This is a genomic window from Psychrosphaera algicola (genome assembly GCF_028401425.1).
Taxonomy (GTDB): domain Bacteria; phylum Pseudomonadota; class Gammaproteobacteria; order Enterobacterales; family Alteromonadaceae; genus Psychrosphaera; species Psychrosphaera algicola.
Genome location: NZ_JAQOMS010000002.1, coordinates 2467606 through 2492275, shown reverse-complemented (window position 1 = coordinate 2492275; position 24670 = coordinate 2467606). Strand labels below are relative to the sequence as shown.

Annotated in this window: 24 protein-coding genes and 2 pseudogenes; 23 read left to right on the top strand and 3 right to left on the bottom strand. The window is 39.4% G+C overall.

The genetic code is table 11. The annotated features are described in order from the left end of the window. Positions 1-738, top strand: coding sequence for a TIGR04219 family outer membrane beta-barrel protein (locus tag PN838_RS13525; protein WP_215963220.1), 738 nt, complete (start codon positions 1-3; stop codon positions 736-738). On the opposite strand, the gene PN838_RS13520 is transcribed toward PN838_RS13525, so the two are convergent. Then, positions 728-1621 carry a TIGR03899 family protein gene (locus PN838_RS13520; RefSeq protein ID WP_215963221.1) on the bottom strand — a complete coding sequence of 298 codons (894 nt, stop codon included), beginning with the start codon at positions 1619-1621 and terminating at the stop codon, positions 728-730. The genes PN838_RS13525 and PN838_RS13520 overlap by 11 nt on opposite strands. Positions 1622-1781: 160 nt before the next feature. Between PN838_RS13520 and PN838_RS13515 the strand changes: the two genes are divergently transcribed. After that, complete coding sequence (locus PN838_RS13515; RefSeq protein ID WP_272181008.1) at positions 1782-4034, top strand: bifunctional diguanylate cyclase/phosphodiesterase; 2253 nt, start codon at positions 1782-1784, stop codon at positions 4032-4034. A 132-nt stretch (positions 4035-4166) separates the two neighbouring features. Here the strand turns inward: PN838_RS13515 and uvrA are convergent. Further along, a pseudogene (gene uvrA, locus PN838_RS13510) lies at positions 4167-6997 on the bottom strand (excinuclease ABC subunit UvrA). A 327-nt stretch (positions 6998-7324) separates the two neighbouring features. Between uvrA and xdp1 the strand changes: the two are divergent. The 10 genes and pseudogenes from xdp1 (at position 7325) to PN838_RS13455 (ending at position 15631) form a co-directional block, all read left to right on the top strand. Beyond that, entirely contained in the window at positions 7325-8173 is an 849-nt protein-coding gene (gene xdp1, locus PN838_RS13505) for an exosortase-dependent surface protein XDP1 (protein WP_272181007.1), read from the top strand. A gap of 107 nt (positions 8174-8280) precedes the next feature. Further along, a complete protein-coding gene (locus PN838_RS13500) occupies positions 8281-8433 on the top strand; it encodes a hypothetical protein (RefSeq protein WP_272181006.1) in 153 nt (50 codons plus the stop codon). A gap of 35 nt (positions 8434-8468) precedes the next feature. Beyond that, complete coding sequence (locus PN838_RS13495) at positions 8469-9287, top strand: tetratricopeptide repeat protein (RefSeq protein WP_272181005.1); 819 nt, start codon at positions 8469-8471, stop codon at positions 9285-9287. After that, complete coding sequence (locus tag PN838_RS13490) at positions 9277-10005, top strand: tetratricopeptide repeat protein (RefSeq protein ID WP_272181004.1); 729 nt, start codon at positions 9277-9279, stop codon at positions 10003-10005. The genes PN838_RS13495 and PN838_RS13490 overlap by 11 nt, the downstream gene beginning before the upstream one ends. Further along, positions 10002-10370, top strand: coding sequence for a tetratricopeptide repeat protein (locus PN838_RS13485; RefSeq protein WP_272181003.1), 369 nt, complete (start codon positions 10002-10004; stop codon positions 10368-10370). Before PN838_RS13490 ends, PN838_RS13485 begins: the two co-directional genes overlap by 4 nt. Before the next feature lie 23 nt (positions 10371-10393). Further along, positions 10394-11062 carry a tetratricopeptide repeat protein gene (locus PN838_RS13480; protein ID WP_272181002.1) on the top strand — a complete coding sequence of 223 codons (669 nt, stop codon included), beginning with the start codon at positions 10394-10396 and terminating at the stop codon, positions 11060-11062. Positions 11063-11318: 256 nt separating this feature from the next. Further along, positions 11319-12631, top strand: a pseudogene (locus PN838_RS13470) (MFS transporter). 17 nt (positions 12632-12648) lie between these two features. Further along, positions 12649-13275 (top strand): single-stranded DNA-binding protein, encoded by a 627-nt coding sequence (gene ssb, locus PN838_RS13465; protein ID WP_252736739.1) that lies wholly within the window; start codon positions 12649-12651, stop codon positions 13273-13275. Between the two features lie 473 nt (positions 13276-13748). Then, positions 13749-14270, top strand: a complete 522-nt coding sequence (locus PN838_RS13460; RefSeq protein ID WP_272180999.1) for a hypothetical protein — start codon at positions 13749-13751, stop codon at positions 14268-14270. 89 nt (positions 14271-14359) lie between these two features. Further along, positions 14360-15631 carry an EAL domain-containing protein gene (locus PN838_RS13455; protein WP_272180998.1) on the top strand — a complete coding sequence of 424 codons (1272 nt, stop codon included), beginning with the start codon at positions 14360-14362 and terminating at the stop codon, positions 15629-15631. A 54-nt stretch (positions 15632-15685) separates the two neighbouring features. Here the strand turns inward: PN838_RS13455 and PN838_RS13450 are convergent, their stop codons facing one another. Then, positions 15686-16324: a hypothetical protein gene (locus tag PN838_RS13450; protein ID WP_272180997.1), complete on the bottom strand. Its 639-nt coding sequence runs from the start codon at positions 16322-16324 to the stop codon at positions 15686-15688. A gap of 241 nt (positions 16325-16565) precedes the next feature. Between PN838_RS13450 and PN838_RS13445 the strand changes: the two genes are divergently transcribed. The 11 genes from PN838_RS13445 to PN838_RS13395 all read left to right on the top strand — a co-directional run bounded on the left by PN838_RS13445 (position 16566) and on the right by PN838_RS13395 (position 24664). Next, positions 16566-16886 carry a hypothetical protein gene (locus tag PN838_RS13445; protein WP_272180996.1) on the top strand — a complete coding sequence of 107 codons (321 nt, stop codon included), beginning with the start codon at positions 16566-16568 and terminating at the stop codon, positions 16884-16886. Positions 16887-16921: 35 nt separating this feature from the next. Continuing rightward, entirely contained in the window at positions 16922-17155 is a 234-nt protein-coding gene (locus PN838_RS13440; protein ID WP_272180995.1) for a hypothetical protein, read from the top strand. A 62-nt stretch (positions 17156-17217) separates the two neighbouring features. Continuing rightward, complete coding sequence (locus tag PN838_RS13435; RefSeq protein WP_272180994.1) at positions 17218-17520, top strand: hypothetical protein; 303 nt, start codon at positions 17218-17220, stop codon at positions 17518-17520. Then, entirely contained in the window at positions 17517-18128 is a 612-nt protein-coding gene (locus tag PN838_RS13430) for a PilN domain-containing protein (protein ID WP_215963230.1), read from the top strand. The genes PN838_RS13435 and PN838_RS13430 overlap by 4 nt, the downstream gene beginning before the upstream one ends. Next, positions 18128-18394, top strand: coding sequence for a type II secretion system protein M (locus PN838_RS13425; protein WP_272180993.1), 267 nt, complete (start codon positions 18128-18130; stop codon positions 18392-18394). The genes PN838_RS13430 and PN838_RS13425 overlap by 1 nt, the downstream gene beginning before the upstream one ends. A gap of 68 nt (positions 18395-18462) precedes the next feature. Continuing rightward, positions 18463-18711: a hypothetical protein gene (locus tag PN838_RS13420; protein WP_272180992.1), complete on the top strand. Its 249-nt coding sequence runs from the start codon at positions 18463-18465 to the stop codon at positions 18709-18711. Positions 18712-18768: 57 nt separating this feature from the next. Next, on the top strand, positions 18769-19059 hold the full coding sequence (locus PN838_RS13415; RefSeq protein ID WP_272180991.1) for a hypothetical protein: 291 nt from the start codon (positions 18769-18771) through the stop codon (positions 19057-19059). Between the two features lie 33 nt (positions 19060-19092). Continuing rightward, entirely contained in the window at positions 19093-20772 is a 1680-nt protein-coding gene (gene mshL / locus PN838_RS13410) for a pilus (MSHA type) biogenesis protein MshL (RefSeq protein ID WP_272180990.1), read from the top strand. 2 nt (positions 20773-20774) lie between these two features. Beyond that, positions 20775-21689: an ExeA family protein gene (locus tag PN838_RS13405; RefSeq protein ID WP_215963234.1), complete on the top strand. Its 915-nt coding sequence runs from the start codon at positions 20775-20777 to the stop codon at positions 21687-21689. After that, a complete protein-coding gene (locus tag PN838_RS13400) occupies positions 21689-22933 on the top strand; it encodes a tetratricopeptide repeat protein (RefSeq protein ID WP_272180989.1) in 1245 nt (414 codons plus the stop codon). The genes PN838_RS13405 and PN838_RS13400 overlap by 1 nt, the downstream gene beginning before the upstream one ends. Positions 22934-22936: 3 nt before the next feature. Then, on the top strand, positions 22937-24664 hold the full coding sequence (locus PN838_RS13395) for a GspE/PulE family protein (RefSeq protein ID WP_272180988.1): 1728 nt from the start codon (positions 22937-22939) through the stop codon (positions 24662-24664). Positions 24665-24670 lie beyond the last annotated feature (6 nt).

Below are 24670 nucleotides of genomic sequence, written 5' to 3'. Positions count from 1 at the left end.
ATGAACAGCAAATGGCTAGCAATTTTATTGATGATGGCAAGTTGTGGTGCATTTGCTGATACCTTGGGTGTTAAATTTGGGCTACAGCATTGGCAGGCGGATAATACGGGTTACGTTGGCGAAGCTGATGATGCCGTTTTGAGTTGGAGTAGCGATTCACAAAGCCAAATCCGAATTTACGGTAGCATAGAACATCCGATATTTTTAATTCCAAATGTGAAGATGGGTTACTCAAAATTTGATTTTGAAGACATCGCGTTACTCGATCAAACGTATCGTTTGGGCGGCCAACTATATAGTATTGCAAGTGAATTGAACTATGGCGGCGAATATGAAATTGTCGATTTTATTTCTTATTATGAAATTGTCGACAGAGATATATTGAGCTTTGATTTGGGTGTCAATTTTCGATTTCAAGATACGGAATATCAGGTTGCAGACGTAAATTCCGGGGCTAACTCTCAAACGAGCGTGTCCTCAATTGAACCTTTATTTTATGCTAAATTGACAAGTAGTTTGCCGTTAATGGGTTTGTTCTCCTATTTTGAATATCAAACAGGAGATAAAAACCATGATTACGAAACAGCGATTGGCTATCAATTTTCAGAAAATATGTTGGCAGCCATTACCGTCTATATCGGTTATAAAGACCAACAGATATCTTATCAATATGAAGACGGAATCGTAGCAAAAGCAGAATGGAATTCTGTATTTGTCTCACTCGAATCTAGCTTTTAACATTAACCTCAGATTGAAAATCAACTAGCCCTCTGAAATCTGAAATCAAGGTTTTTAGATAGTTGTTATCTTTGTCTGAGGCGACTAATTTACTTAATTCATAGCCCGTTTGGGTAAATTTGTAATAGGTAAATATCACTTCTTTTTGCTGTATTGTCATACCAATAGATTGGCCATGGTAATTTAACTGAATTTTGTCGTTAAATGAATATGGTGCAGACTCTATCTCTTGAGTATACAGCAAGCCCAACTCACCGAGCGTCATTAATTGGGGATACGAAAGTCCAAATTTGTTGAGGTTTATCACCATTCGATTAGAACCGCTAAATATCGACATCAACGTTGGTTTTTTATAAATTCCAGTTAAAATTTTAGCGCCTTTTTCCTCCCCAATACGACACGCTAAAGACACCGAACGATAAAATGTCATTGCCTCATTACTGCTGATCTCAGAAAGTGTTTTAAGACTACGGAATGAAAAAGTACCGACCTGACTTAACTCTACAGCCAAAATTTTCGCCCACAGCTCTTGTTTGGTTGAAGAAAAACTCGACTTTGCAAATTCAGTAAATTTCATTAACCAATCTAAGTCTAAGCGTTCAAATTGGGCATCTTGATTGACATACTCAAGTGCCAAACTAAAAATTTGCTCTAGATTATTTTGTTGACGAGAGAGTAGAATTTGCTCACGTTTGTGCCCGCGTTGCAACAAATTGGACTCTGGATTTTTAATATAAATTTGGTCGCCCGCATTGGTTGTACGGATTGCTTTATGCTCTAGCTGTGGTTCAGCTTCAGGCACAAGTGCAAATTCAATCCCGGTTGTTTGTTTTAACAACGCGAGGTATTTAGTGCGACTAGGATGCAACGCTTGGTTAGCCATGATATTCCTTTAACAAAGTTTCACTTATAGTTAAGAAAATTTAATACAATGTCAAAAAGATAAAATTTAATTTAGGATGGTTTTAATTAAAAATACTATCTACACTTGTTATAACAAGTAATTTTTTACTTACGGGTTTGGGAAATGGAATAGGACATTCGTGAATAGACATGCAACCAATATGGTAGAAGACGATACATTTATTTTCGCTGACAACGAAAATGAACCAGACTTTGCGGATGAAGCTAAAGTTACAGGCTCATGGAAAATATTAATTGTTGATGACGAACCTGAGATCCACAAAATAACTGAATTGGCTTTAGCCAATACCTTAGTTGGCAATTGCCGATTGGAATTTTTACATGCGTATTCAGGAAATGAGGCATTAGACATTCTCACAACTGTAAAAGATATCGCTGTTATTTTACTTGATGTGGTTATGGAATCTGACGATGCTGGATTAATGGCTGTCAGAAAAATCCGAGAAAATTTAAAACTGACGGATGTCAGAATTATTCTACGAACAGGACAACCGGGTTATGCTCCAGAAGAGAGCGTGATCATGGAATACGATATTAACGATTACAAAACCAAGACTGAGCTTACACGAAATAAGCTTTTAACGTCTGTTTTCTCTGCTATACGGTCTTTTCAGCAATTATCAGTCATAAGCCAATCCAGAAACTTTTTAGAACAAATTAACACGCTAAATCAAGAGTTAATATCCACAGAGCAGTTTCAAGAATTTACCGACTTACTTGTTGGTAATTCAAATAAGTTGTTTGCCGGCGGAACCGACGCAGCACTGTTATTAAACTATTCAAAAGACAAAAAGTTTGTGCCGGAGGATGGTTTTTGGGTCAATCGTGGAATTGGTGCTTACCAACAATTTACAGATATGCGCTTTGAATGTGTCATGAGTGAAAATGTGGTTCATTTAATTAGCAAAGCAATTAAAACCAGCGGTCACGTTTTTGAAGATGATATTGAAATTATTTATATCGAAGCGAAGTCCTGCACGGCTATTTTGGTTTTAAATAACTCGATTGTTGAAACAATATCAGCGGCTTTACTGCAAACCTATTGTGCAAACGTTGGTTCGTCGTTAGACAACTCTATTCTCATTAAACAAGTTAGTCAGGTCGCTTACCAAGATCGATTAACGGGCTTAGCAAACCGCTCGCGTTTTATCCAATTGCTCGACCTGTACACAAAAAACAGGTTGTCAGGGGATAGGGTGATGTTACTAGACATTGACCACTTTTCTGATATCAATGATGGACTTGGTCAAGAGGCGGGCAACGCCTTGTTATTATGTGTGACAGAGCGATTAAAAAATTCATTGGACCCAAGTGTGACTATTGCACGGATCGGGGCCGATATATTTGGTTTTATTGGAACTACAAAAACATTAGATACCAATGTTGTTTTGCCCTTGTTTAATCAATCTTTTCAAGCCGAAGAGCATCTAATCCCTATAAATGCGACTTTGGGGATTTGCGATAAATTGAATGGCGGAAAAAATGGTTTATCGGTACTAAAACATACAAACATTGCACTAAACAAAGCGAAAAAAGACACTCAATCTCGGTATCGGTTTTATGAAACCGAAATGGAAGATGAAACAAGTTGGCGACTCGGTATGATCCGCAGTTTAGTCAATGACTTTAATCACGGTAAATTACAGGTTTGGTATCAACCGCAATTAAATGTTAAAACTGGCCGATTTGATGGCATGGAGGCGTTATTACGCTGGCCAAATAGCGATGGTGGATTTATTTCACCACTGATTTTTATTCCACTCGCTGAATATTCCGGCCTTATCGTTGAATTAGGTATGTGGGTGCTAGAACAGTCTTGTGAGCAAGTTAAAAAACTTGAGCAACTCGGGCTTACTGGATTGCGTGTTGCGGTGAATATATCGATGCCTCAATTCCGTAATTCTAATTTTGTTCAAAACGTCATTGAGACCGCCAAAAAATACGAAGTTGACCCTGAGCAAATTGAATTGGAGATCACCGAAAGTGTTGTTATGGATGATCCAAAACTGGTGATCATTGCGCTTGAAGAGCTTAAAAAGAATAAATTTGCGATTGCGATCGACGATTTTGGTACAGGATTTTCGTCGCTAAGTTATTTACAACAGTTGCCGTTGGATAGAATTAAAGTTGATAGAGAGTTTATTAAAGGTATCGGCGAGGGTGGCGATGGCATTATTGCTGAGACTGTTATCTCGCTAAGTCAAAAGTTAGGTAAAGAAACTGTCGCAGAAGGGATTGAGACACAATTCCAGTTGGACTTTATTCGCAATTTAAATTGTGATGTTTCTCAAGGCTATTTCCACGCGAAGCCGATGCCCGCCGAGCAATTAGAGACATTTTTACTTGGACAACTGCCGGACGTCGAACCGTAGTGACAAGTTCAGACCATATTATAACTTTTAATTGTCCCGACGAAGACGTGTGAGCACATTTTAGGATGGGACAAAAATAACAAAAAGGGTTAATTGTTAATTAACCCTTTTTGTTTGCTTAAAACCAGAAACTTATATGGTTTTGCCAACCAAAAGTTCTTTTAAGTATTTAGCTGTATGAGAGGTTGTATTTTCACATACTTCTTCAGGCGTACCGGCGACCAAAATCTCACCGCCACCTGAACCCCTTCAGGACCCAAATCGACAATCCAGTCCGCTGTTTTCACAACATCCAAATTGTGCTCGATAATCACCAGTGTATTACCGTGATCCCGCAGACGATGCAAGACGGTTAGTAGTTGCTCAATATCGTAAAAGTGCAAGCCAGTTGTAGGTTCATCAAGAATATACAGCGTTTGACCTGTATCTCTTTTGGACAACTCTTTTGCGAGTTTCACTCGTTGGGCTTCACCACCAGATAATGTTGTCGCTGACTGACCTAAACGGATGTAGCTTAAACCAACGTCCATAAGCGTTTGCAGTTTTCTCGAAATCGCTGGGATCGCATCGAAAAATTCTCTGGCGTCTTCAACCGTCATATCGAGAACTTGATGAATATTTTTGTTTTTGTAAGTTACTTAGGGTTTCACGGTTATAACGTTGGCTTTTACAAACATCACAAGGTACATACACATCCGGTAAAAAATGCATTTCCACTTTGATCATGCCGTCACCCTGACAGGCTTCACAACGACCACCTTTAACATTGAAACTAAAGCGACCCGCTTTGTAACCGCGGGAGCGTGCTTCCTGCGTACCGGCAAACATGTCACGTATATTGGTAAAAATACCAGTGTATGTTGCTGGATTAGATCTTGGTGTTCGACCAATTGGACTTTGGTCAATGTCGATGACTTTGTCTAGCTGATCCATACCTGTAATATCGCGATACGGACTTGGTTCAGAGGTAGTTGCGTTATTGAGTTCACGATGCGCAATTGGGTATAACGTACTATTTATTAACGTTGATTTACCTGAACCTGACACACCCGTTACACAAGTCATTAAGCCGAGAGGGATTTCTATCGTCACATCTTTTAAGTTGTTGCCGGTCGCACCGGATAGCGTCAACATCTTTTTGCGGTCGATTGGCGTTCTGGTTTTAGGGACTGCGATTTCCCGAGCGCCAGAAAGGTATTCACCCGTTAATGAACCCGGTGTGTTTTCAACTTCATCAGGCGTACCTGGGCGATGATTTCGCCACCGTGAACTCCAGCACCTGGGCCGATGTCGATAACATGGTCCGCTGCTCGAATGGCGTCTTCATCGTGTTCTACAACAATTACTGTGTTTCCTAAGTCTCTTAAGTGCACTAAAGTTTGCAATAGACGGTCGTTGTCTCGTTGATGCAAACCTATTGAAGGTTCATCAAGTACATACATGACGCCCACTAAGCCAGCACCTATTTGACTGGCGAGTCTTATTCGCTGAGCTTCACCGCCTGACAGGGTCTCTGCGCTTCTCGAAATAGATAAATAATTGAGTCCAACATTGACTAGAAACCCGAGTCGTTGGCAGATCTCTTTTAGGATTTTTTCAGCGATTTGGGCTTTTTGGCCAGTCAGTTCCATGTTTTGGAAAAACTCGCTCGCTTCACCAATCGACATATCTGAAATTGTTGGCAAGTTAACGCCAGTAACAAAGACATTTCTCGCTTCTTCACGAAGTCGGCTACCATCACATGAAGGGCAATGCTGAGTACTAATATATTTAGTAAGTTCTTCACGCACAGAATTAGATTCTGTTTCGCGATAACGCCTTTCCATATTAGTTAATATGCCTTCAAAAGGATGATTTCTAACAACTACATCGCCTCTGTCGTTCATATATTTAAATTCGATTGGCTGTTGGCCACTGCCATTTAAGATCACGTGGCGATGGTCGTCTGACAATTCTGAAAATGGTAATGACAAGTCGATTTTGTAGTGGTCAGCAAGAGACTTAAGCATTTGGAAATAGTAGAAGTTACGTTTATCCCAACCGCGTATTGCACCGCCTATTAGACTTAGTTCACTATTAATAACGACTTTTTCTTGGTCGAAAAACTGCTTAACACCAAGTCCATCACAGCTTGAACATGCCCCTGCAGGGTTATTAAACGAGAACATCCGAGGTTCTAATTCTTGCATGGAGTAGCCACATTTAGGGCAAGCAAAGTTTGCGCTAAATGTGAGCTCTTCTTTATCTTCATCCATGTAAGCGACTTGGACATTGCCACTACTGAGTTCTAAACACGTTTCTATCGACTCGGCAAGGCGTTGTTGAATATCGTCGCGGACTTTTAAACGGTCTACAACGACCTCAATGGTATGCTTTTTGTGAAGTTCTAAATCTGGAGGATCGGATAAGTCACATACTTCACCGTCGATACGCGCACGAATAAAGCCTTGAGCCGCTAAGTTTTCTAGTGTCTTAACGTGCTCACCCTTACGGTCTCTAACAATAGGAGCTAACAGCATGATTTTGCTGCCTTCAGGCAACGCTAGAATGCGGTCGACCATTTGCGAAACGGTTTGTGCTTCTAGTTTTTCGCCGTGAGTAGGACATGTTGGTGTCCCTATGCGTGCAAAGAGCAGTCTTAGGTAGTCGTAAATTTCGGTAATTGTACCTACGGTTGAGCGTGGGTTATGAGACGTTGATTTTTGTTCAATTGATATTGCTGGACTAAGGCCTTCTATATGATCAACGTCAGGCTTTTCCATTAATGACAAAAACTGACGAGCATAGGCTGATAAAGACTCAACGTAACGTCGTTGGCCCTCGGCATACAATGTATCAAAAGCTAGAGATGATTTTCCTGAACCGGATAGTCCAGTGATGACAATGAGTTTGTCGCGTGGAATCGTTAAAGAAACATCTTTTAGATTGTGGGTTCTCGCACCCCTAACTTCTATTTTATCCATATTACCGTCATAACCTCATAATTTGACCGGTCAGTATGCCATCATTTGGTGAATAATTTAATAACAATGCTCGTTTTCTTAAACTTAAATAGGAAAGACCGTCGAGCTTTTGTATAGTGACTGTAAAATAAGTAACTAGTTAATGACAATTTTAGCCATTAGGTTAAAATGGCTAAAAATTTAAGTGTCTATATTTTTTACAGTTCAAATTGGTTGACCATTAAAGTTGTTGTAAAACAATAATTTAAATGTTGGCTTGTATATTGCTTTACCAGTGTAGACGAAATTAATTTAAACTCGGTTTTAGTAGAGTTGAAGGAAGTACATATGTTAAGAACATTGGCAATTATCGCGGCGATCACAGCGTCGGCAAATGCGACAGCAACATCGACTAGTATCGATTGGGATTTGCAATCATCAAACATAATTTCAGATGGTACATGGGTAGCCGGCTCTAATAGTAGCACTTGGAAAGATGCAGAATCGATTGCACTTACTAGTGATGGCGTCGAAGTTGTTATTACTGGTTGGTCCGATTCAGAAGGTGATACTAGCGCATCAAACAGTAAAGAGTATTACGACCAAATAGTGGAGCAAGGTGATCTTTATTATTGGGGTGATAGTAACGGTTGGGGTGTTGTGAACGGTGATGAAAGTTCAAACTCTGTGCCTGATCATTCAATTGATAACTACAGCAGCAGTTTAATGTATTCTGACCAAGACATGGTATTGCTGTCGTTTTCAGAAGCAGTAAGTTTAGAAGGTATTAGTGTCGGTTGGTATAGCGATGGTCAAAACAACATTCTTGATGTTGGTGCAGTTGCAATTTCTTCTCAAGATGTAGCCAATATGTCAAATGGTACGTCAACTTGGGATGATATCTACAGCGAAGTTGATATGTCTACTATTTCAAAACAAGGTTCAAGTAATTATTATGCTTTGGATAGTGATGCTGGTTCTTCTACCTTTTGGTTGGTCGGACTTTACAACGAGATGGAAAATTGTGATTACGACGCATTCAAATTGATGGGTGTAACGGCAAAAACAAGTAACGGCGGCGGTGGTACACCACCAGTTGACGTACCTGAGCCTTCTTCAATTGCAATATTCGCACTTGGTTTAGCCTTTATCGTTAGACAGAAAAAATTATCATCGAAATTTAAATTAAACTTCTAAATTTAAATTTTGTTTAAAATAAAAAAGATGGCCTTTGCCATCTTTTTTGTTTTCTTTACAGTAAAATTAATTCTCTTTCTCTAAGTTAAGCAACAGAGGCTTCTACGATGTTTCACCGTGCCCTAATTTCTGCATCGATTTCATTTTTACTTTTATTTTCATTCGCCGCTAAAGCGGCAAATAGTTATTATGAGCAAGCTGTTCAAGCATTTTATGAAGAGAAATACGAATCCAGCTTTATCTATCTAAAAATGCCTTAGATGCGCAACCAGACAACTTGCCTGCAAAGATATTAATGGGAAAGATTTTTTTAAGGCGTGGCTATTTCAACGAAGCAATTAAGCAATTTGAAGAATCATTAGCCTATAAAGCCGACATTAATTTAATATTATCTGATTACGCCACGGCACTAAACTTTGCCAAACGTTACAAAGAGGTTTTAGTGTTTGCCGATGGTTACAAGCTAAATGACAGTTCGGCATATGAGCTTTATATCAATAAAGCGATAGCGTACCAAAATCTAGATTTAACCGTATTGAGTCGTAAGTCCTATCAAAACGCCATTGCTTTGAATGCTAAAGACACTCGTGCATTAAATAGCTTAGCGTCTTTAGAATCTTCGTTGGGGAATATTGAAGAAGCGCAAAAACTAATTTCACGTTCACTGATTATCAATCCAAACGACCATCGTACCTACCACCTTCAAGGTCAAATTAGAATGTCAAAAAACGACTATCAAGGAGCGATAGAGTCGTACAATAAAGCTTTAAATTATGTAAATAATGACCCCGTGGTTCAACGTTCAATTATCTCTGCATTTATAAAAGTGGGTAGAATTGATGACGCCGAAAAAATGATCAATGATATTTTGGCCGTAACCCCTGAAGACCCACATATTATGTTGCTTTCAAGTTGGATGATGTCAATTAGAAAACAAGATGAACAATCGGCTTCAATGTTAGAATCGTTGTCTAATACCACCTCAATGATCCCGGAAGACGAGTTTATTAATAAACCATCTCTCATTTTTGTCACTGCCTTGTCTTCATATTTACAAGGTAATATAGAGCAAGCGTCAAAAGAACTTAGCAAATACTTAAATCTTGCACCTTAGTGATTTACGCGCTATTTCGATGTTGACTAACGTTTATCTTAAACAAGACAAATCTCGCGAAGCAACTTATCTACTTGAGCGCCACGAATCCGCTGTGATCAGTGATTTGAAACTAGCCATACGTTTGGTTGATTTATATTTGAGTAATGGTCAAAAATTTGAAGCTGAGATGCTGTTAGAGAAACTTGAACATGAATACCCAAATGAACTCGATATTACGTTGCGTTTAGTCTCTATATACAACCAATCTGGTCGTTCTGGACAGGCTAGGTTGCTGATTGAAAGAGTTAAAAATGACAAGTCTGATATTCGATTAGACATAGCTCGTGGCCTTATGTTCCTGCAAAACGGTGATATTCCTCAAGCATATGACGTTGTTGAAAAGTTATCTGAGCAATTTCCAGATAATTTTGATCTACAAAATTTTAAATCTGCGGTATTAATTAAGCAAAATAAAGCAGCCGAAGCGCAAAAAATTATTGTGAAGTTACTCGAAACTCGCCCTGATTTTTTTGAAGCTCGCTTTAACTTAGCAACAACCCACAAGATGTTGGGTCGTTTTGATGTTGCAAAAAATATTTTAGAAGAACTTCATGCAGAGCGTTCGACGCATGCAGACGTTAAATATATGTTGGCTCAAATATATGCTGAATACAAAAACTTCGACCAAGCAATACCTTTGTTGGTCACTGTTCAGGCCAAAAAACAGGACGGTTGAGTCAAGAGTTGTTGTACGACATTTACTTTGAGCAAAAAGAATATCAATCGGCCTATAAAGTGATTAAAGAGTTATCTGCGTCATATATGTTTAACCCGCCATATTTGTTTAAACAGGTGGCTGTATTAGACAAGCTTGGCAAAAAAGACGAAGCAGCTAAACAGTTAGGCATATTATATGGATTGGCGGAAGGCAAACCTAAGATGATTTATGACGTTGCTGTGTTACAACGTCAGGTCGGCGATTTTGAAGGTGCTGGGAAGTCTATCGCTAAGCTTAAAAGTTTAATTCCTAATAACCTTAGAGTTAATATAGAGTCGATTCGACTTGAGTTAGATAAAAAGAAATACAACAAGCTCAGCTAGCAGCGGAAAAACTGTATAAAGATGTGAAAAACGAACCTAATGTTCTTTTATTATTAGGTGATATTGCCAGCACTAGACGCGATACTCCTAAAGCGTTTGACTATTATTGGCAGGCAATAGAAATAAACCCAGAGTTTAATTTAGCATTGTTAAATTTGTATCAAATTGCCAAAGAAAATTATAAAGCGGCTGAATTTGAGACCTTGGTTAAAGCATCTATTCCCACCTACCCTAAACAAGTTTGGCGTATTAGGTTGTTAGCCGATCACTATATGAACTTGAATAAATTTCAATCGGCAAAACCGTTATACCAGAAGTTAATGGATTTAGGTCACTATAAAGATGATGCCTTTCTGCTAAATAATATGGCAATGATAAATATGGATTCATCGTTAGAAACCGCCATGGAGTTTGCCCGTAAAGCGTTTGACTTAAATGATTCAAATGCATCTATTAAAGACACGTTAGGGTGGGGCTTTTATCACCAAGCACGTTATGATGCCGCACTCGAAATGTTAAGAAGTGCCCATGCTATGGATTCTAATAACGCGACTATTCGTTATCATCTAGCACAGGTACTGATAAAACTTGAACGTACCGCGGAGGCCAAACGAGAGCTAGATGCAGCTTTGTCTAACGGCGAAAAAGAAATTTGGTTTGATCAAGCCAAGCAGATCCGAAGCCAACTCTAAGCTAAGATTTGGTTGTTGCTTGTAAATCAACACAACCTTCGGTTCTTCTGATCATGCACACTTCAACTATTCTTTTTGTAGTTGAAGTCGTTATGTTTGATTTATCCGAAAAACTAGACCTCAAACACCTTTTTTAATATTGGTTTACCAGTATACTGTGCGGTCTGTCAAAGTTTGGAACATTCTTTTAAGTTAACAACATGCAGTCTACCCGTTTAAATAATTTAGAAAAAGAGCTGCCGTCTCTTTAGCTCTCATATTCTCCATGAGAATGTTGGGCTTGTTCATGCTAATGCCTATATTAGCCATATATGGACAAGAACTGTCAGGTGTAACGCCTATGTGGATTGGTTTAGCCATTGGCGCCTATGGTTTAACCCATGAGCACTTTTTCAAATACCAATGGGTTGGCTTTCAGATCGTTATGGACGTCGAAGAATAATTGTATTGGGTCTAATTATCTTTGCCATTGGTAGTATAATTGCTGGCTTAGCCGAAAGCATTGAAATGGTTACCTTTGGTAGAGCAATTCAAGGGATGGGAGCAATTGCCAGTGCGGTATTGGCGCTTGCATCAGATGTTACTCGTGAAGAACAAAGGCCAAAGGTTATGGCTGTTATTGGCATGTGTATCGGCATGAGCTTTGCTGCGGCATTAGTTTTAGGCCCTATGGTGGCAAAATCATTTGGTTTAGCCGGTGTTTTTAACCTGACGGCTATTATGGCGGTTGTCGGCATTATAATTGTGTTAACTATCGTCCCTGTTTCTTATACCCGTGGGCACAGCGGTGAAGTGACAGCGACCTCTAGCCGATTAATTTCGATGTTATGCCATCCACAACTTATTAGACTTGATTTTGGCGTCATGATATTACACATGATGATGACATCATTGTTTATCGCTTTACCTGTGTTGTTAACCGACGCAGGCTTAGCCATTGATAATCATTGGCAAATTTATCTTCCAGTGTTGTTTTTATCATTTGTTTTTATGGTTCCGATGATCATTATCGCTGCCAAAAAGTCTTTAGAAAAAGTGATGTTTTTAGCAGCTATAGGCATGTTAATTATTGCCTTAAGCGCTATGGTTTTAACACAGTCGTTTTGGCCGCTTATTTTAACGTTGTTTTTATTTTTTATTGGTTTCAATTTTTTGGAAGCAAGTTTACCAGCGCATGTCGCACGATTGTCGCCAGCTGGACAAAAAGGCAGTGCGATGGGAGTCTATTCAAGCAGTCAATTTTTTGGTGCTTTTTTAGGTGGAATAACAGGCGGTTACCTCGTACAAAATTTTGGCTTCAGTTATTTGTTTGCGGCAAATGCCGTACTTGCGTTACTATGGCTGATTATCGCATCCTCTATGGTATTACCGGCAAGTTCGAAACGAGTTTCAATCCCAATCGAACCTGTTGACGGTGGTCAATGGCAACAATTAATTGATAAAATTAGTGATTGCTCAGGTGTTATGGAAGCGACCTTAGTTGAAGACGAACATCGAATTTATCTTAAAGTAGAAAAATCTAATTACGACAGGGATTCTGTCGACAGATTAATACGTGAATTTATTTAGTTTGCAGGAGAAATATTATGGCTCGCGGAGTCAATAAAGTAATTTTAATTGGTACTTTGGGTGCAGATCCTGAAGTAAGATTTATGCCGAATGGCAACGCGGTTGCAAATATTAGTTTAGCAACAAACGAAAGTTGGAAAGACAAAAATACCGGTCAAATGCAGGAAAAAACTGAATGGCACCGTATTGTTGTTTTTGGCAAACTTGCTGAAGTTGCAGGCGAATATTTACGTAAAGGCTCACAGGCTTACTTTGAAGGGAAACTTCAAACGCGTAAATGGCAAGATCAAGCGACTGGTCAAGATAAATTCACCACAGAAGTTGTGGTTGATTTTGGCGGACAAATGCAAATGTTAGGTGGTCGTAACGATGGTCAAAGCGCACCAGCGGGGAACTTCCAAAAGCCAGCACAGCAACCTGGTGGATTCCAGCAAGCTGCGCCTCAACAAGCCCAACAGCCTCAGCAGCAAGCACAGCAACCTATGCAACAACAAGCTCCGGCGCAAGGTGGATACCAACAGTCTCCACAAGGTGGTTTCCAACCACAACAGCGTCAAGCTCAACAAGGTGGATTTCAGCCGCAACAAGCTCCGGCAGCGCCACCTGAACCTAGCATGGACTTTGATGACGACATTCCGTTCTGATCAAAGACAAAATGTTGAATGTTGAAAAGTTACATTGAAAGCCGCTACTAAGCGGCTTTTTATTTTGTTGAAAAAATGAATTGGACCTTCAATCTTAATTTTTGATTCTGGTATAAAGCGTAAAGAGTACCTTCGAATTATTAATCCAATAAAGCCACGCAGTGCTAATTTTTAATTACGTTCCAGTTCTTTCGTCATACTTTGCTAGGATTGATAAGGCAGTAAAATCAATAGATTTAAAACAATAAATAGCCGGTCTAATTATTTGGCATTTTATTAAAATTAATAAAAATCAAAGGGTTCAATCTTAATGTACGAAGGACTTCAATATTTGGCGTCCGGATCTGAAGGTGTTATGTCAATATTGAGGTACTTTAAACAATATTTTTTTGTATTCTTAAAGCAGAACGCTTGCCAAACGCGTTATAGCCTATTAGATTGAATGGCATAATAAAAATAATTAGCGCAGGGATATGCAACTTTCACGGACTATTTATCGAAGCTTAATGCGTTCAGCTATCGTATTAGTATTCTCGATATTTTTGTTATTCAATATTGTCATTATCGTTGACGGTGAGTCCGATCTTGCTGAGCAAGTGCAAGCTCAAAGTACCTTTTTAGCTAACCTAACACCTTCCGAAATTAAATCTGCTCCCGCTCTGTTTGACACGATATTAGCTTGGCGTTTAACCGACGATTATGGCGAAGTTCTCGCTACAAAATCGGTGGATTTTAGTTGGTATCCAGAAAATATAGAGTTCGAATCCGATTACGGCACCATTTATTTATCTCACGAATCACTCCTCGCAGCTATTTTATTTGAGTTGGCACTCGCTAACTCCGTTCTGCTTGTTCTATTAATGATTAACTTGGCGAGCAGCCATAGAAACGTTTATGGCGCGTGGCATGTATTTATGCAACTGGAAGCTTGGGCGAATCGATACACTAAAAGTGGCGACTTTCGTTTTTTGTTAAAAATACGGATTACAATTTAGTAAATACCGTACGAACCTTACATCAAAATAAACAAGACGCTCAGCAAGGTGGCAATAAAGTTGATCATTCAATAAGAAGCCAAACCTTTTTGGATAACGCGACTGGTTTAGGTAATCGGCTTTATTTTGAACAAAGATTAGAGTCATTATTACAGCAAGAAGATGAAGCATATGGAGCTGTGTTAATTGTGCAATTTGGCGCACTCGACGACTTCGAAGATGACGAAGGTGAGTTTGATTTACTGCTATCTCAATACTCCGGAATTTTGAAACAATACGTGGATGACACTCAGCAAAGTCTGGTATCGCGTATTAGTCACTCAGATTTTGCAATTCTATTGCCATTTGTTGATATTAAAGAAGTTGAACGTGTCGCCATGAATATTCTACGAATGGGACAAAAAATAGAACTGCCTGAAAAGTATGATAAAAATGCAATCTGTCATATTGGTGCGGATTTGTTCACTGTGCGAGATTCGTCGTTTCAAATTTTGGCAGAAGCCGACATGGCTTTGCGTGCAGCTCAGCTACATGGTCCATCAGGCTGGTTTGTGTATGAAACGGATTCGCTGCCACAGTCCGATATTAAGGGCTCTGTGCGGTGGCGTACCGCTATCGAAAATGCAATTACAAACAATAAATTTAAATTGTACTTTCAACCTGTTTCCGATTATGACAGGCATGTCCATCACTTCGAGGTGTTTGTCCGCATGGAGGATGACAAACAAGGGTTGATTAATGCACAGGTATTTTTACCTATGGCTCGTAAGAGTGGTTTGATCCCTGAAGTCGACAAGCAAATGTTAACCTTGTTAATTGAAACGCTAAAAACCGACGTAACTCATATGATCTCGGTGAATATTCACATTGATAGTTGGTTAAATAGAAAATTTGTAAATTGGCTAATATCGTTTGTTAAAGCTAATCGTAACGTAATTGACCATATAATATTTGAAATTTCTGAGTTTGAGTTGGCTCAAAATGCTAAAAAGCTAACCACAATATTTGCCGCATTAAATCGTTACAATGCCAGAATTATGGTCGATCAAGTGGGGCTATACGTTCTTGATACAAGCTACGTAAATTACATTAAGTTGGATTATGTCAAATTGCACCAGAGCATTGTCAATAACATACATGACCGCCCTGAAAATCAAATGTTTATACGGAGTTTACTTGCAATTACCAATCAGAAATCCTTAACAATGTTTGCCGTAGGCGTAGAAAAACATGAAGAAATTAGAGTGTTACAGCGTTTAGGGATTTCTGGGATCCAGGGTCACTATGTTAGTTCGCCGTTGCTTCAATTACCGAAATCCAATCAGATGCTGAAATTTTCTGGCGATAAATTAAACCACTAATCCCTTGTAATCCTCCGGTATGAATCACCAAAATTTTCTCGTCATCTGCAATATTTAGATACTCTCTATGTAAACAAAGGTTAAACAATAGTTTTCCGGTATAAATAGGCTCGACAGGAATACCTGTTTGTGTAAAAAATCGAGACAAAATTCCGCAAGTTCTGGGGTTACTTTTCCGTATTTACCACTTATTGGGTTGTATTTGAGCGTCAATCGATTGCCATATTTCTTGGTTAAATTAGTTATTAAAGTGTCGTCTCTAACAACTGCTACGCCAATACCGTTATGGGGTAAGTTGTCCATTAAACCACTGACGGTACCGCCGGAACCTACGGCTACAGCAAATCGGTCGAATTCACATTGCTGGCGAATTTCATCCGCCAGCTCTTTTAACCCTGCGCCAGCGGCTTCATTGCTGCCGCCTTCAGGAACAAATAGATAATCTGGGTATTGCACCTTTAAAGACGTTATGAAGCCGGGGTCGTTGCGTAAACGGTATTCTTGTCGCGTCAACTTGATTAGCGTCATACCGCGATCTTTTGCTAAACGCAAAGTTGGGTTTTTGCTATCAATGTGATCTGTTCGAATAAAGCCAATGGTCGGAAAATCGGCACTGGTGGCCGAGAGCAGAGAGCGCCGCGATATGATTAGAAAAAGCGCCACCAAAGCTCGCAATCCCTGCAAAATTAGCATTTTGTGCTAGATTTAAGTTGTATTTCAACTTTCGCCATTTGTTGCCAGAAACAAGAGGGTGAATTAAATCATCACGTTTGACCAAAAAGTAAGTTTTTTTTGTCGCTCCGTTGATAAGATACTTGTTGTACAGGAGTAACCGGTTGAAAATTAAAAAAATCAGTATTCATAGATGATTAGTGTTGAAGTTGAATAGCGTAACAGGATACATTACAAGGCTATGACGGAGTAACAAAAATAAATGAAATCAATGCTTCCAGCCTTTTTGCAAAAGTTGTTAAATCGTAAATCGAATGGCCTACATGTTGGGATTGCCATCCATAAAGAAGTTGTGCGCGTTGTTATGTTGGAACAAGGCGAAAAAGGAATGCTTTTAAATAAGCATTTTGATGTTGCTTACTCGTCTGAAGATCAACTACCAAATGTACTAGAAACCATTATAAAAGAAAATGATATCGTCTCTGGGTCAATCTCCATCGTATTACCGAGTCATCGTTCTCAAAGTACCCAGATAGAAATTACTGAGTTGCCTGAGCAAGATATTCAAGAAGCATTGCCCTGAAGCTTAAAGATTTAATTTCGATTCCGCCTCTTGATATGGTGTGTGACTATATAGATATGCCGCTGCAACCTTTTGGGCAAACACCAAAAGCACAAATAATTGCAACATCGCGAAGCTACCTACAAAAAATATTAGAGCCATTTCATGATGCTGGCGCGAATGTCCTAGAAATATTCACTGAACAATTTGCGGTAGCAAAGTTGCAAAGAAGTGAAAATACAGCGCAGTTAGTTTTTTACAGCACGCTAAAAGTGATGCCATTATTTTAATATTAAAAAACCAACAAATTTGTTTTGCTCGTAAAATTCGTGGTGCAGAAGCACTCAATACAATGACGCCAGAGCAAATTCAGATGGGCGGCACAGATAATGTGGCAGTTGAAATTCAACGTTCTATTGATTATTACGAAGGTCAGCTAAAGCAGCCCCCGATTAAAAATGTATTTATAGCGATAGACAGCGCCAATATTCAAGCCATTGTCGATGCATTAGATTTAAGTTTACCGGTTAAAAGTAAACCCTTTTCATTTGATGAAATAGCTAATAATTTACAACTGAGTCTTAAGTTTATCCCGGCATTAGGTGCTGCAATGTCGACCGTAGTCGAACGTCATGAAGAGGACGTTTCAGAATGAAGATAACGATTAATCTATACCAAGATTCGCTTAGACCACAAAAAAATTATTTTACGTTAACAAATGTGCTTATTGCCAGTGCAGCATCACTTTTGATTATGCTGAGTTGGGCCGGTTCTATTTATTTGAAGAATTTAGATGTGATAACAGCGGCAGATAAAGTGAATATGGAATTAGGTTATGTTGAGCAGGAACTTGCCAATTACCAGCAAGCATTAATCAAGCATAATGATTCCGCAACATTTACGTCACAAAAAATAAAATTTGAGCGCGAATACCAAGTTAAGAATATTTTGTTAAGCAAAATAATGCACAAACAATCCGGTAAGGGTGTCAATTTTTATCACGTTATGAAAGATTTAACGGAACATCATGATCACGAAATTTGGTTAACAGATTTTATGTTTAATGAAAATGACGTGGTATTTAACGGATTCACCACGCATTCAAATGCTGTTACACGTTGGCTGACATTTTTACAAACTACAGAATCATTTAAAGATAGAGAATTTAGTCATTTAAGGATTGCGGCAGTTGATGAACAGGTGTTGGGGTTTGAAGCTGCAACGTCAGCTGGGCTAATAACTCCTGAAGAAGGGCGTGAATAATGTCGAAATGGCAAGAGTACAGTGACAAGTTTTTAGAACTTTCTCAGCGTGAAAAAATAATCATTTCAGGGTGTGGCGTATTTTTAACGGCTTATTTGGTTTTTATATTGCTGATCGAATCTCAAGTGGCTGTACTGAATAAAAGTCAAAGTGCTCTGTTAAAACATAACGCAAGTTTAGCTAATGTTCGGGCGCAGATTGAAGAAGTTAAACAAGCGCTAAAAAACGATCCTAACGACCAAGTAAAAAAGATATTGAACGACTAAAAGCGCAACTTGATGACGTTAATCGCAAGCTGGATAAAACTTTGGTCGATTATGTAGCACCGAAAGAAATGGCAAAGGAACTTACAAGTTTGTTAAGTACCTCTAGTGATGTTCGAATAATTGGTGTAACGATTTTAGCACCTGAAAAAATTGATATTGATGTAAAAGATATAGAACAATCTGACGCCTTACCTGAATATTATCGACATGGGTTTGAAGTTGTTGTTTCTGGTGAGTATTTCAACCTAATGAATCTTGTTAAAAAATATTGTCTCAGAACAATAAGTTCTCAGTCACTAATCTCGACTATCATGTAACGACCCATCCTACGGCGGACATGACATTATCCTTGGTAACCGTGAGCGACAGTAAAAATGTTATTCGATTATAAGAAATATTTGGTCATCATAATTATCAGTATTTTTCCAAACACTGTGTTTTCTGACACAGTGCATGATCCCACTGCACCAAAGATATTTGGTAACGTGGATTCTGCAGGTACATTTAATCGCGCGACCGCAGCAGTTGAAGAAGAGTTGACCTTGCAGGGAATTGTAAATAAAAAGACACCCGTATGGCTATTATTAGTGGCCAATTGCACCGCGTCGGTGAAATGGTTAATGGGTATAAAATCAGCCAAGTTAATAACAATAACGTGGTTTTGACAAAATCAGGGTCACAAAAAAGACTATATGTTTATGAATAATATTATGCCGAAATTTAATGTAATTTTATCAGTGGCGATAGCGACTAGTTTGTTAGCTAGTTGTAGTTTAACGCCTACACCTGAAAGATCAGAAGAAGTTCATGAAGTTTTTGACGAAACTAAAAATGCGCCTTTAGTGATCCCAGACTCGGTTAATGCTGATCTTATGGCATCAAACTCAAATTCGGTTGAAATGGCTGTCATAGAAGAGCGTTTTAACGTTTCAGCAAACAACGTCCCCGTTAAACCATTTTTACAAGGTTTAGTCGAAGACTCACCATACAGTGTGGCTTTTCATTCAGGGGTTGAAGCAAATGTGAGTCTTGATTTAAAAGATGTCACAATAAATGAAGTAATGAACGTATTAACAAGTCTTTATCCACTTGACGTTCAATATCACGGCAAAGTAATCCAAATTTTTCCAGCCAAAATTAAAACAGAAACATTAGCAATAAATTACCTAATGCTTAAACGTTTTGGCATGACCTCTACAAGTATTAATTCCGGCGGCATTGTTCAACAAAATGGCCAAAACGGTCAAAGCGGTCAAAGTAGTCAGAGCGGCCAAAATTTTGGTAGTAGCAATAGCAATAGTAATCAAGGAAGCACACAATCTGGCTCGAGTAGCATGAATAACATGGGACAAAGTGCGGGCTCGAACATTCAAACTACGTCAGAGAGCGATTTTTGGCAAGAGCTTGAAGACACTTTGAAAATGATTATGAGTGCAAGTAGCGATGACGACAACGCCGTTGTTATTAGTCCTCAATCGGGTTTGATTACCGTCCGTGGTTTTCCATCTGAAATCATGGCAGTGAAAAACTTTGTGAAGCTTTCCGAAGAAAGTTTAACTCGGCAAGTCGTGCTAGAAGCCAAAATAGTTGAAGTCGCATTAGATGATAACTATAAGCAAGGTATTAACTGGCAAAATGTTTTAGCGGATAAAAATGGGACTGATTTTGCGTTTAATACGTCTTCAAGTGGTTCATTTGGTGATGAAATCTCTGCGGCATTAGGCGGAGTTACAAGCTTAACCATTAATAATGTCGACTTTGGCGGTGTTGTGAGTTTGCTTAAAACTCAAGGTAATGTGCAAGTTCTATCGTCACCGCGTGTTACAGCGACAAATAATCAAAAAGCGGTTATTAAAGTGGGTGAGGACGAGTATTTCGTAACAGACGTTTCAAATACAACCGTTACTGGTACTGCGACGTCAAGTACACCAGAAATTAACTTAGAACCATTCTTCTCGGGAATTGCGCTGGATGTAACGCCACAAATTAGTGAACAGGGTGACGTGATATTGCATGTGCATCCGTCAGTAACAGAAATTGCCGAACAGCAAAAGGTCGTCACGCTTAATGAAGAGCAATATGTGTTGCCATTAGCAAAAAGTAACATTCGTGAATCAGATACGGTAATTCGGGCCAAAAGCGGTGAAATTGTTGTTATCGGTGGCCTGATGCAATCGGCTAAAACAGATGAAGAGTCTCGAGTACCATTTTTAGGTGCCATACCATTTTTAGGTAATTTGTTTAAATCGAAACAAGATTCAGAACGTAAGAAAGAGTTGGTCATTTTAATCAGACCAACGGTTGTTGGAACCGGTACATGGAAGGAACAAATGCAACGCAGTGCGGATGTGCTGAATCGTTGGTATGGTGACAAATAAACATGTATTTGTACCACTTTGGGATGCGAGAACTGCCGTTTTCGCTTACCCCTAATACAAATTTTTATTTTGGCCTCCCGAGCCATAATGAAGCAATGCAAGTTTTGATGACCGCATTAAAGACTGGCGAAGGCTTTATCAAAGTGACGGGCGAAGTAGGAACGGGTAAAACGTTGCTTTGTAGAAAACTTCTTAATGAAATGCCAGATGCATTTGAAGTTGCCTACCTACCAAACCCATGTCTCTCACCTGAAGAAATCCGTTATGCATTTGCAAGCGAGTTGGGGATTAAAGGGCTAACCCGAATTAACCAACAACAATTAAGTCAGAAGATTCAATTGAAACTGGTTGAGTTAAATCAGCAAGGGAAGGGAGTTGTGCTTGTTATTGATGAGGCACAAACCATCCCGTGGGAAAGTTTTGAAGCTTTGAGGTTGTTTACCAATCTGGAAACTGAGTCAAGAAAACTAGTGCAGGTCGTTTTGTTTGGCCAACCGGAACTTGATGAGATGTTGGCGTCTGAACGTTTAAGACAACTTCGTCAGAGAATTACTTTTTCATATAAATTACGCAGTTTAAATATCGATGAAATGAACGCTTATGTAAAGCATCGGATGGTTATGGCTGGTTATCAAGGGGCGAATGTTTTCACACCGAATGCCCTGAAAGCCGTATTCAAATACAGTACAGGTGTACCAAGATTGGCCAATATTATTTGTCATAAGGCACTAATGTTAACTTATGGTGAAGGGGATCATAGCGTCGACAAAAAGCATATTGTTGCCGCCGCAAATGATACTGACGGCGTTATTAAATCGTCGAGACGAAATGTCTGGTTGTTGGTATTTAGCGTTTTACTGTCATGCATTGCAGCAGTTGCGATTTGGCAAGCGCCATATTTGCAAGGAGCGAATTGATGAGTGTAATTAATAAGATGTTAAAAGATTTAGATCAGCGCCAATCCGAGGCTCCTGATGAAAATCAATCCAATATAAACCGAAACTATGTGCCAGTTGTAAAATCAAAAACGAATTGGTTGCTAGTGGTCATGTGCTTAATTTTGGTTGCTTTAGTGGTCATCGGTTGGAAGTTAAGTTTTTCAAATAATGAAAGCCAACCAGCATCAAATAACTATCCTGCGACTGGAGTGTCTCAAAACGAGCAATCTAGTCTTAAAATAACTGCTCTCAAAGCCCCAGTTAAAAGCGAACAATTGAACGCTCAAAGCGAAGTTAACCGCGTACAAAGTAGCCTTGCATTAGATTCAGAACAAAGAAGTAAAGCTGAGACTGAACTTAGCAATCAATTGTCGAATCTTGCGCAAGAGCAAGAACTTATGGAAACCAAAGTTTCCAACCCTATAACATCAAGTCAAGCGGCAACTGAACAAGAACCTGCACCGGTTAAAAAGCTTGCGTCAGCCGAGGCTAAAGTTGTTGAGAATAACCGAAAAGAACAACTACCTGAGACAACCTCCGTGGCTTCAATTCGTCAGGATAGTGCGCAAGCGAGTGAACAGTCAAACGCAGTAGACGAACCTTCAAACATAAACGAATCTAGCTTTGTCATAGAGCGTACAAATGTGTCGTTAACACCTGAACAGCGTGTCGAGAAGCTACTTGTTTCGGCTAAAAAGTCATTTGATAAAGGTTATATCAGCGAAGGTATTACACAGCTTGAACAGCTATTGAAGATGTCTGACGGACACATAGAAGCTCGTAGTTTGTTAGCTGGTGCTTGGTATGGTCGAGGTGAATCTAACCGTGCTATTTCTATTCTTAACAATGGCTTACAACGCTACCCCAATATCGAATTGTGGCGCTTAACGGCAGCAAAGATCTTCTTTAAAGAAAATAACGCTGCGGGAGCTTTGTCGTATCTTGATGTACAAATAAACGATGCGTCTATTGAGTTTTTAACGATGAAAGGCAGTCTCGGGCGTCAACTACAGCAGTTTGATAAAGCCGAGCAGGCGTATTTACAACTTATCGAATTACAGCCTAAAAAAGGCAACTGGTGGTTAGGGCTAGCCATAGCGCAAGACAGTCAAGGTAAGTTTGAACAAGCGTTAGAAAGTTATACAACATTATTGCAGTTAGGCGGCGTATCAAAAGATTCGATGACCTTCGCCAAACAACGCAGCACGGAATTGAAGGGTTAAATCATGGCAGCTCCAAAACTCAAAAAACGACTAGGTGATTTACTTGTCGATGAAGACATAATCACCGAAGTGCAATTGATGTCGGCCTTATCGGCGCAAAAAGAGACTGGCCGTAAGTTAGGTACCGTATTAATTGAGTCGGGGATTATCAGTGAAGAGCAGTTGCTACGCTTTTTGGCGCAACAGCTAAACCTGCCGTTCCTAAATATATCTGATGTTCAAATTGATGAGAAACTCGCTAGTGAATTATCCGAAGTTCATGCTAGACGACTACGCGCAATTATTTTAGAAAGTTCGGACCAACATATCACTGTAGGTATGTCTGACCCAGCGGATTTAGCGGCAATCGAGCAACTAGATAGTTTGATTGGTGAAAAACGATTAGAAATAGTCGTGGTAAGAGAAAGCCAAATTTTAGCGGCATTTGACGGCCTATATCGCCGAACAAAAGAAATTGAACAATTTGCGCATCAGCTTCAGGCAGAATACGAGGAAAGTGCTGATTTTGACTTCGCCACAATCGATGGTGATGGCGAAGGCGATACTGTAGTTGCGAAACTTTTACGGTCTCTGTTTGAGGATGCTGTTCAAGTTAGAGCGTCGGATATACATATCGAACCTGATAAAAATTGCCTTCGAATTAGAACTCGTGTTGATGGTATTTTACAAGAAAGCATACTCGGTGAAGTTAATATTGCGCCGGCACTGGTACTTCGTTTGAAGTTGGTGGCTGGCTTGGATATTTCAGAAAAACGTATACCGCAGGATGGTCGTTTTCATATCAAAGTAAAAGGCCACGAGATCGACGTTCGTATTTCAACGATGCCTATCCAACACGGTGAATCGGTTGTAATGCGTTTATTGGATCAAAGTGCGGGTTTGTTGACGTTAGAAACAACAGGTATGCCAGCGAAAATTTTGGCAAAAGTGCGAAAGCTAGTAAAAAGTCCCAACGGTATGTTTTTAGTCACGGGACCAACGGGTTCTGGTAAAACAACAACGTTATATGGTTGCTTAAGTGAATTAAATACCTCGTCTAGTAAGATTATTACGGTTGAAGATCCGGTGGAATATCAGTTACCTCGGATTAACCAAGTACAAATTAATACTAAAATTGACCTGTCATTTTCTCGAGTGCTAAGAACCGCGTTACGTCAAGATCCAGATGTCATAATGGTTGGTGAAATACGAGACCAAGAAACCGCTGAAATTGGCTTGCGGGCTGCATTAACCGGTCACATGGTTTTATCTACGCTCCATACTAATGATGCGATATCAACCGCGCTGCGATTGATTGATATGGGAGCGGCTCCTTATTTGGTGGCAAGTTCGCTGCGTGCGGTATTGGCTCAACGATTAATTAGAAGAATATGCAACGCCTGTAAAGTGGAATATAAACCAGAGCCACAGGAAATTATTTGGGTATCCAATATTGCTAAACAAGATAAAAACAATGTTGTTTTTCATCATGGTAAAGGCTGTCAAACGTGTAATGGTACAGGCTACAAAGGGCGTATCGGTGTATATGAGTTGCTGGAAATGACTAATGAAGATTTGATTGGCGCGTTAAGAAATGGCGATACGGAATTATTTTCGTCAATAGCGAAGTCAATGCTAGGTTATCAAACACTTGGGCAAGCGACATTAGAATATGCTGAACAAGGTATCACAACGATAAAAGAAGTCCTTAGGATTTCTGATGTTGTTTCCGATACTGTGACGTATAACTAAAGGGTG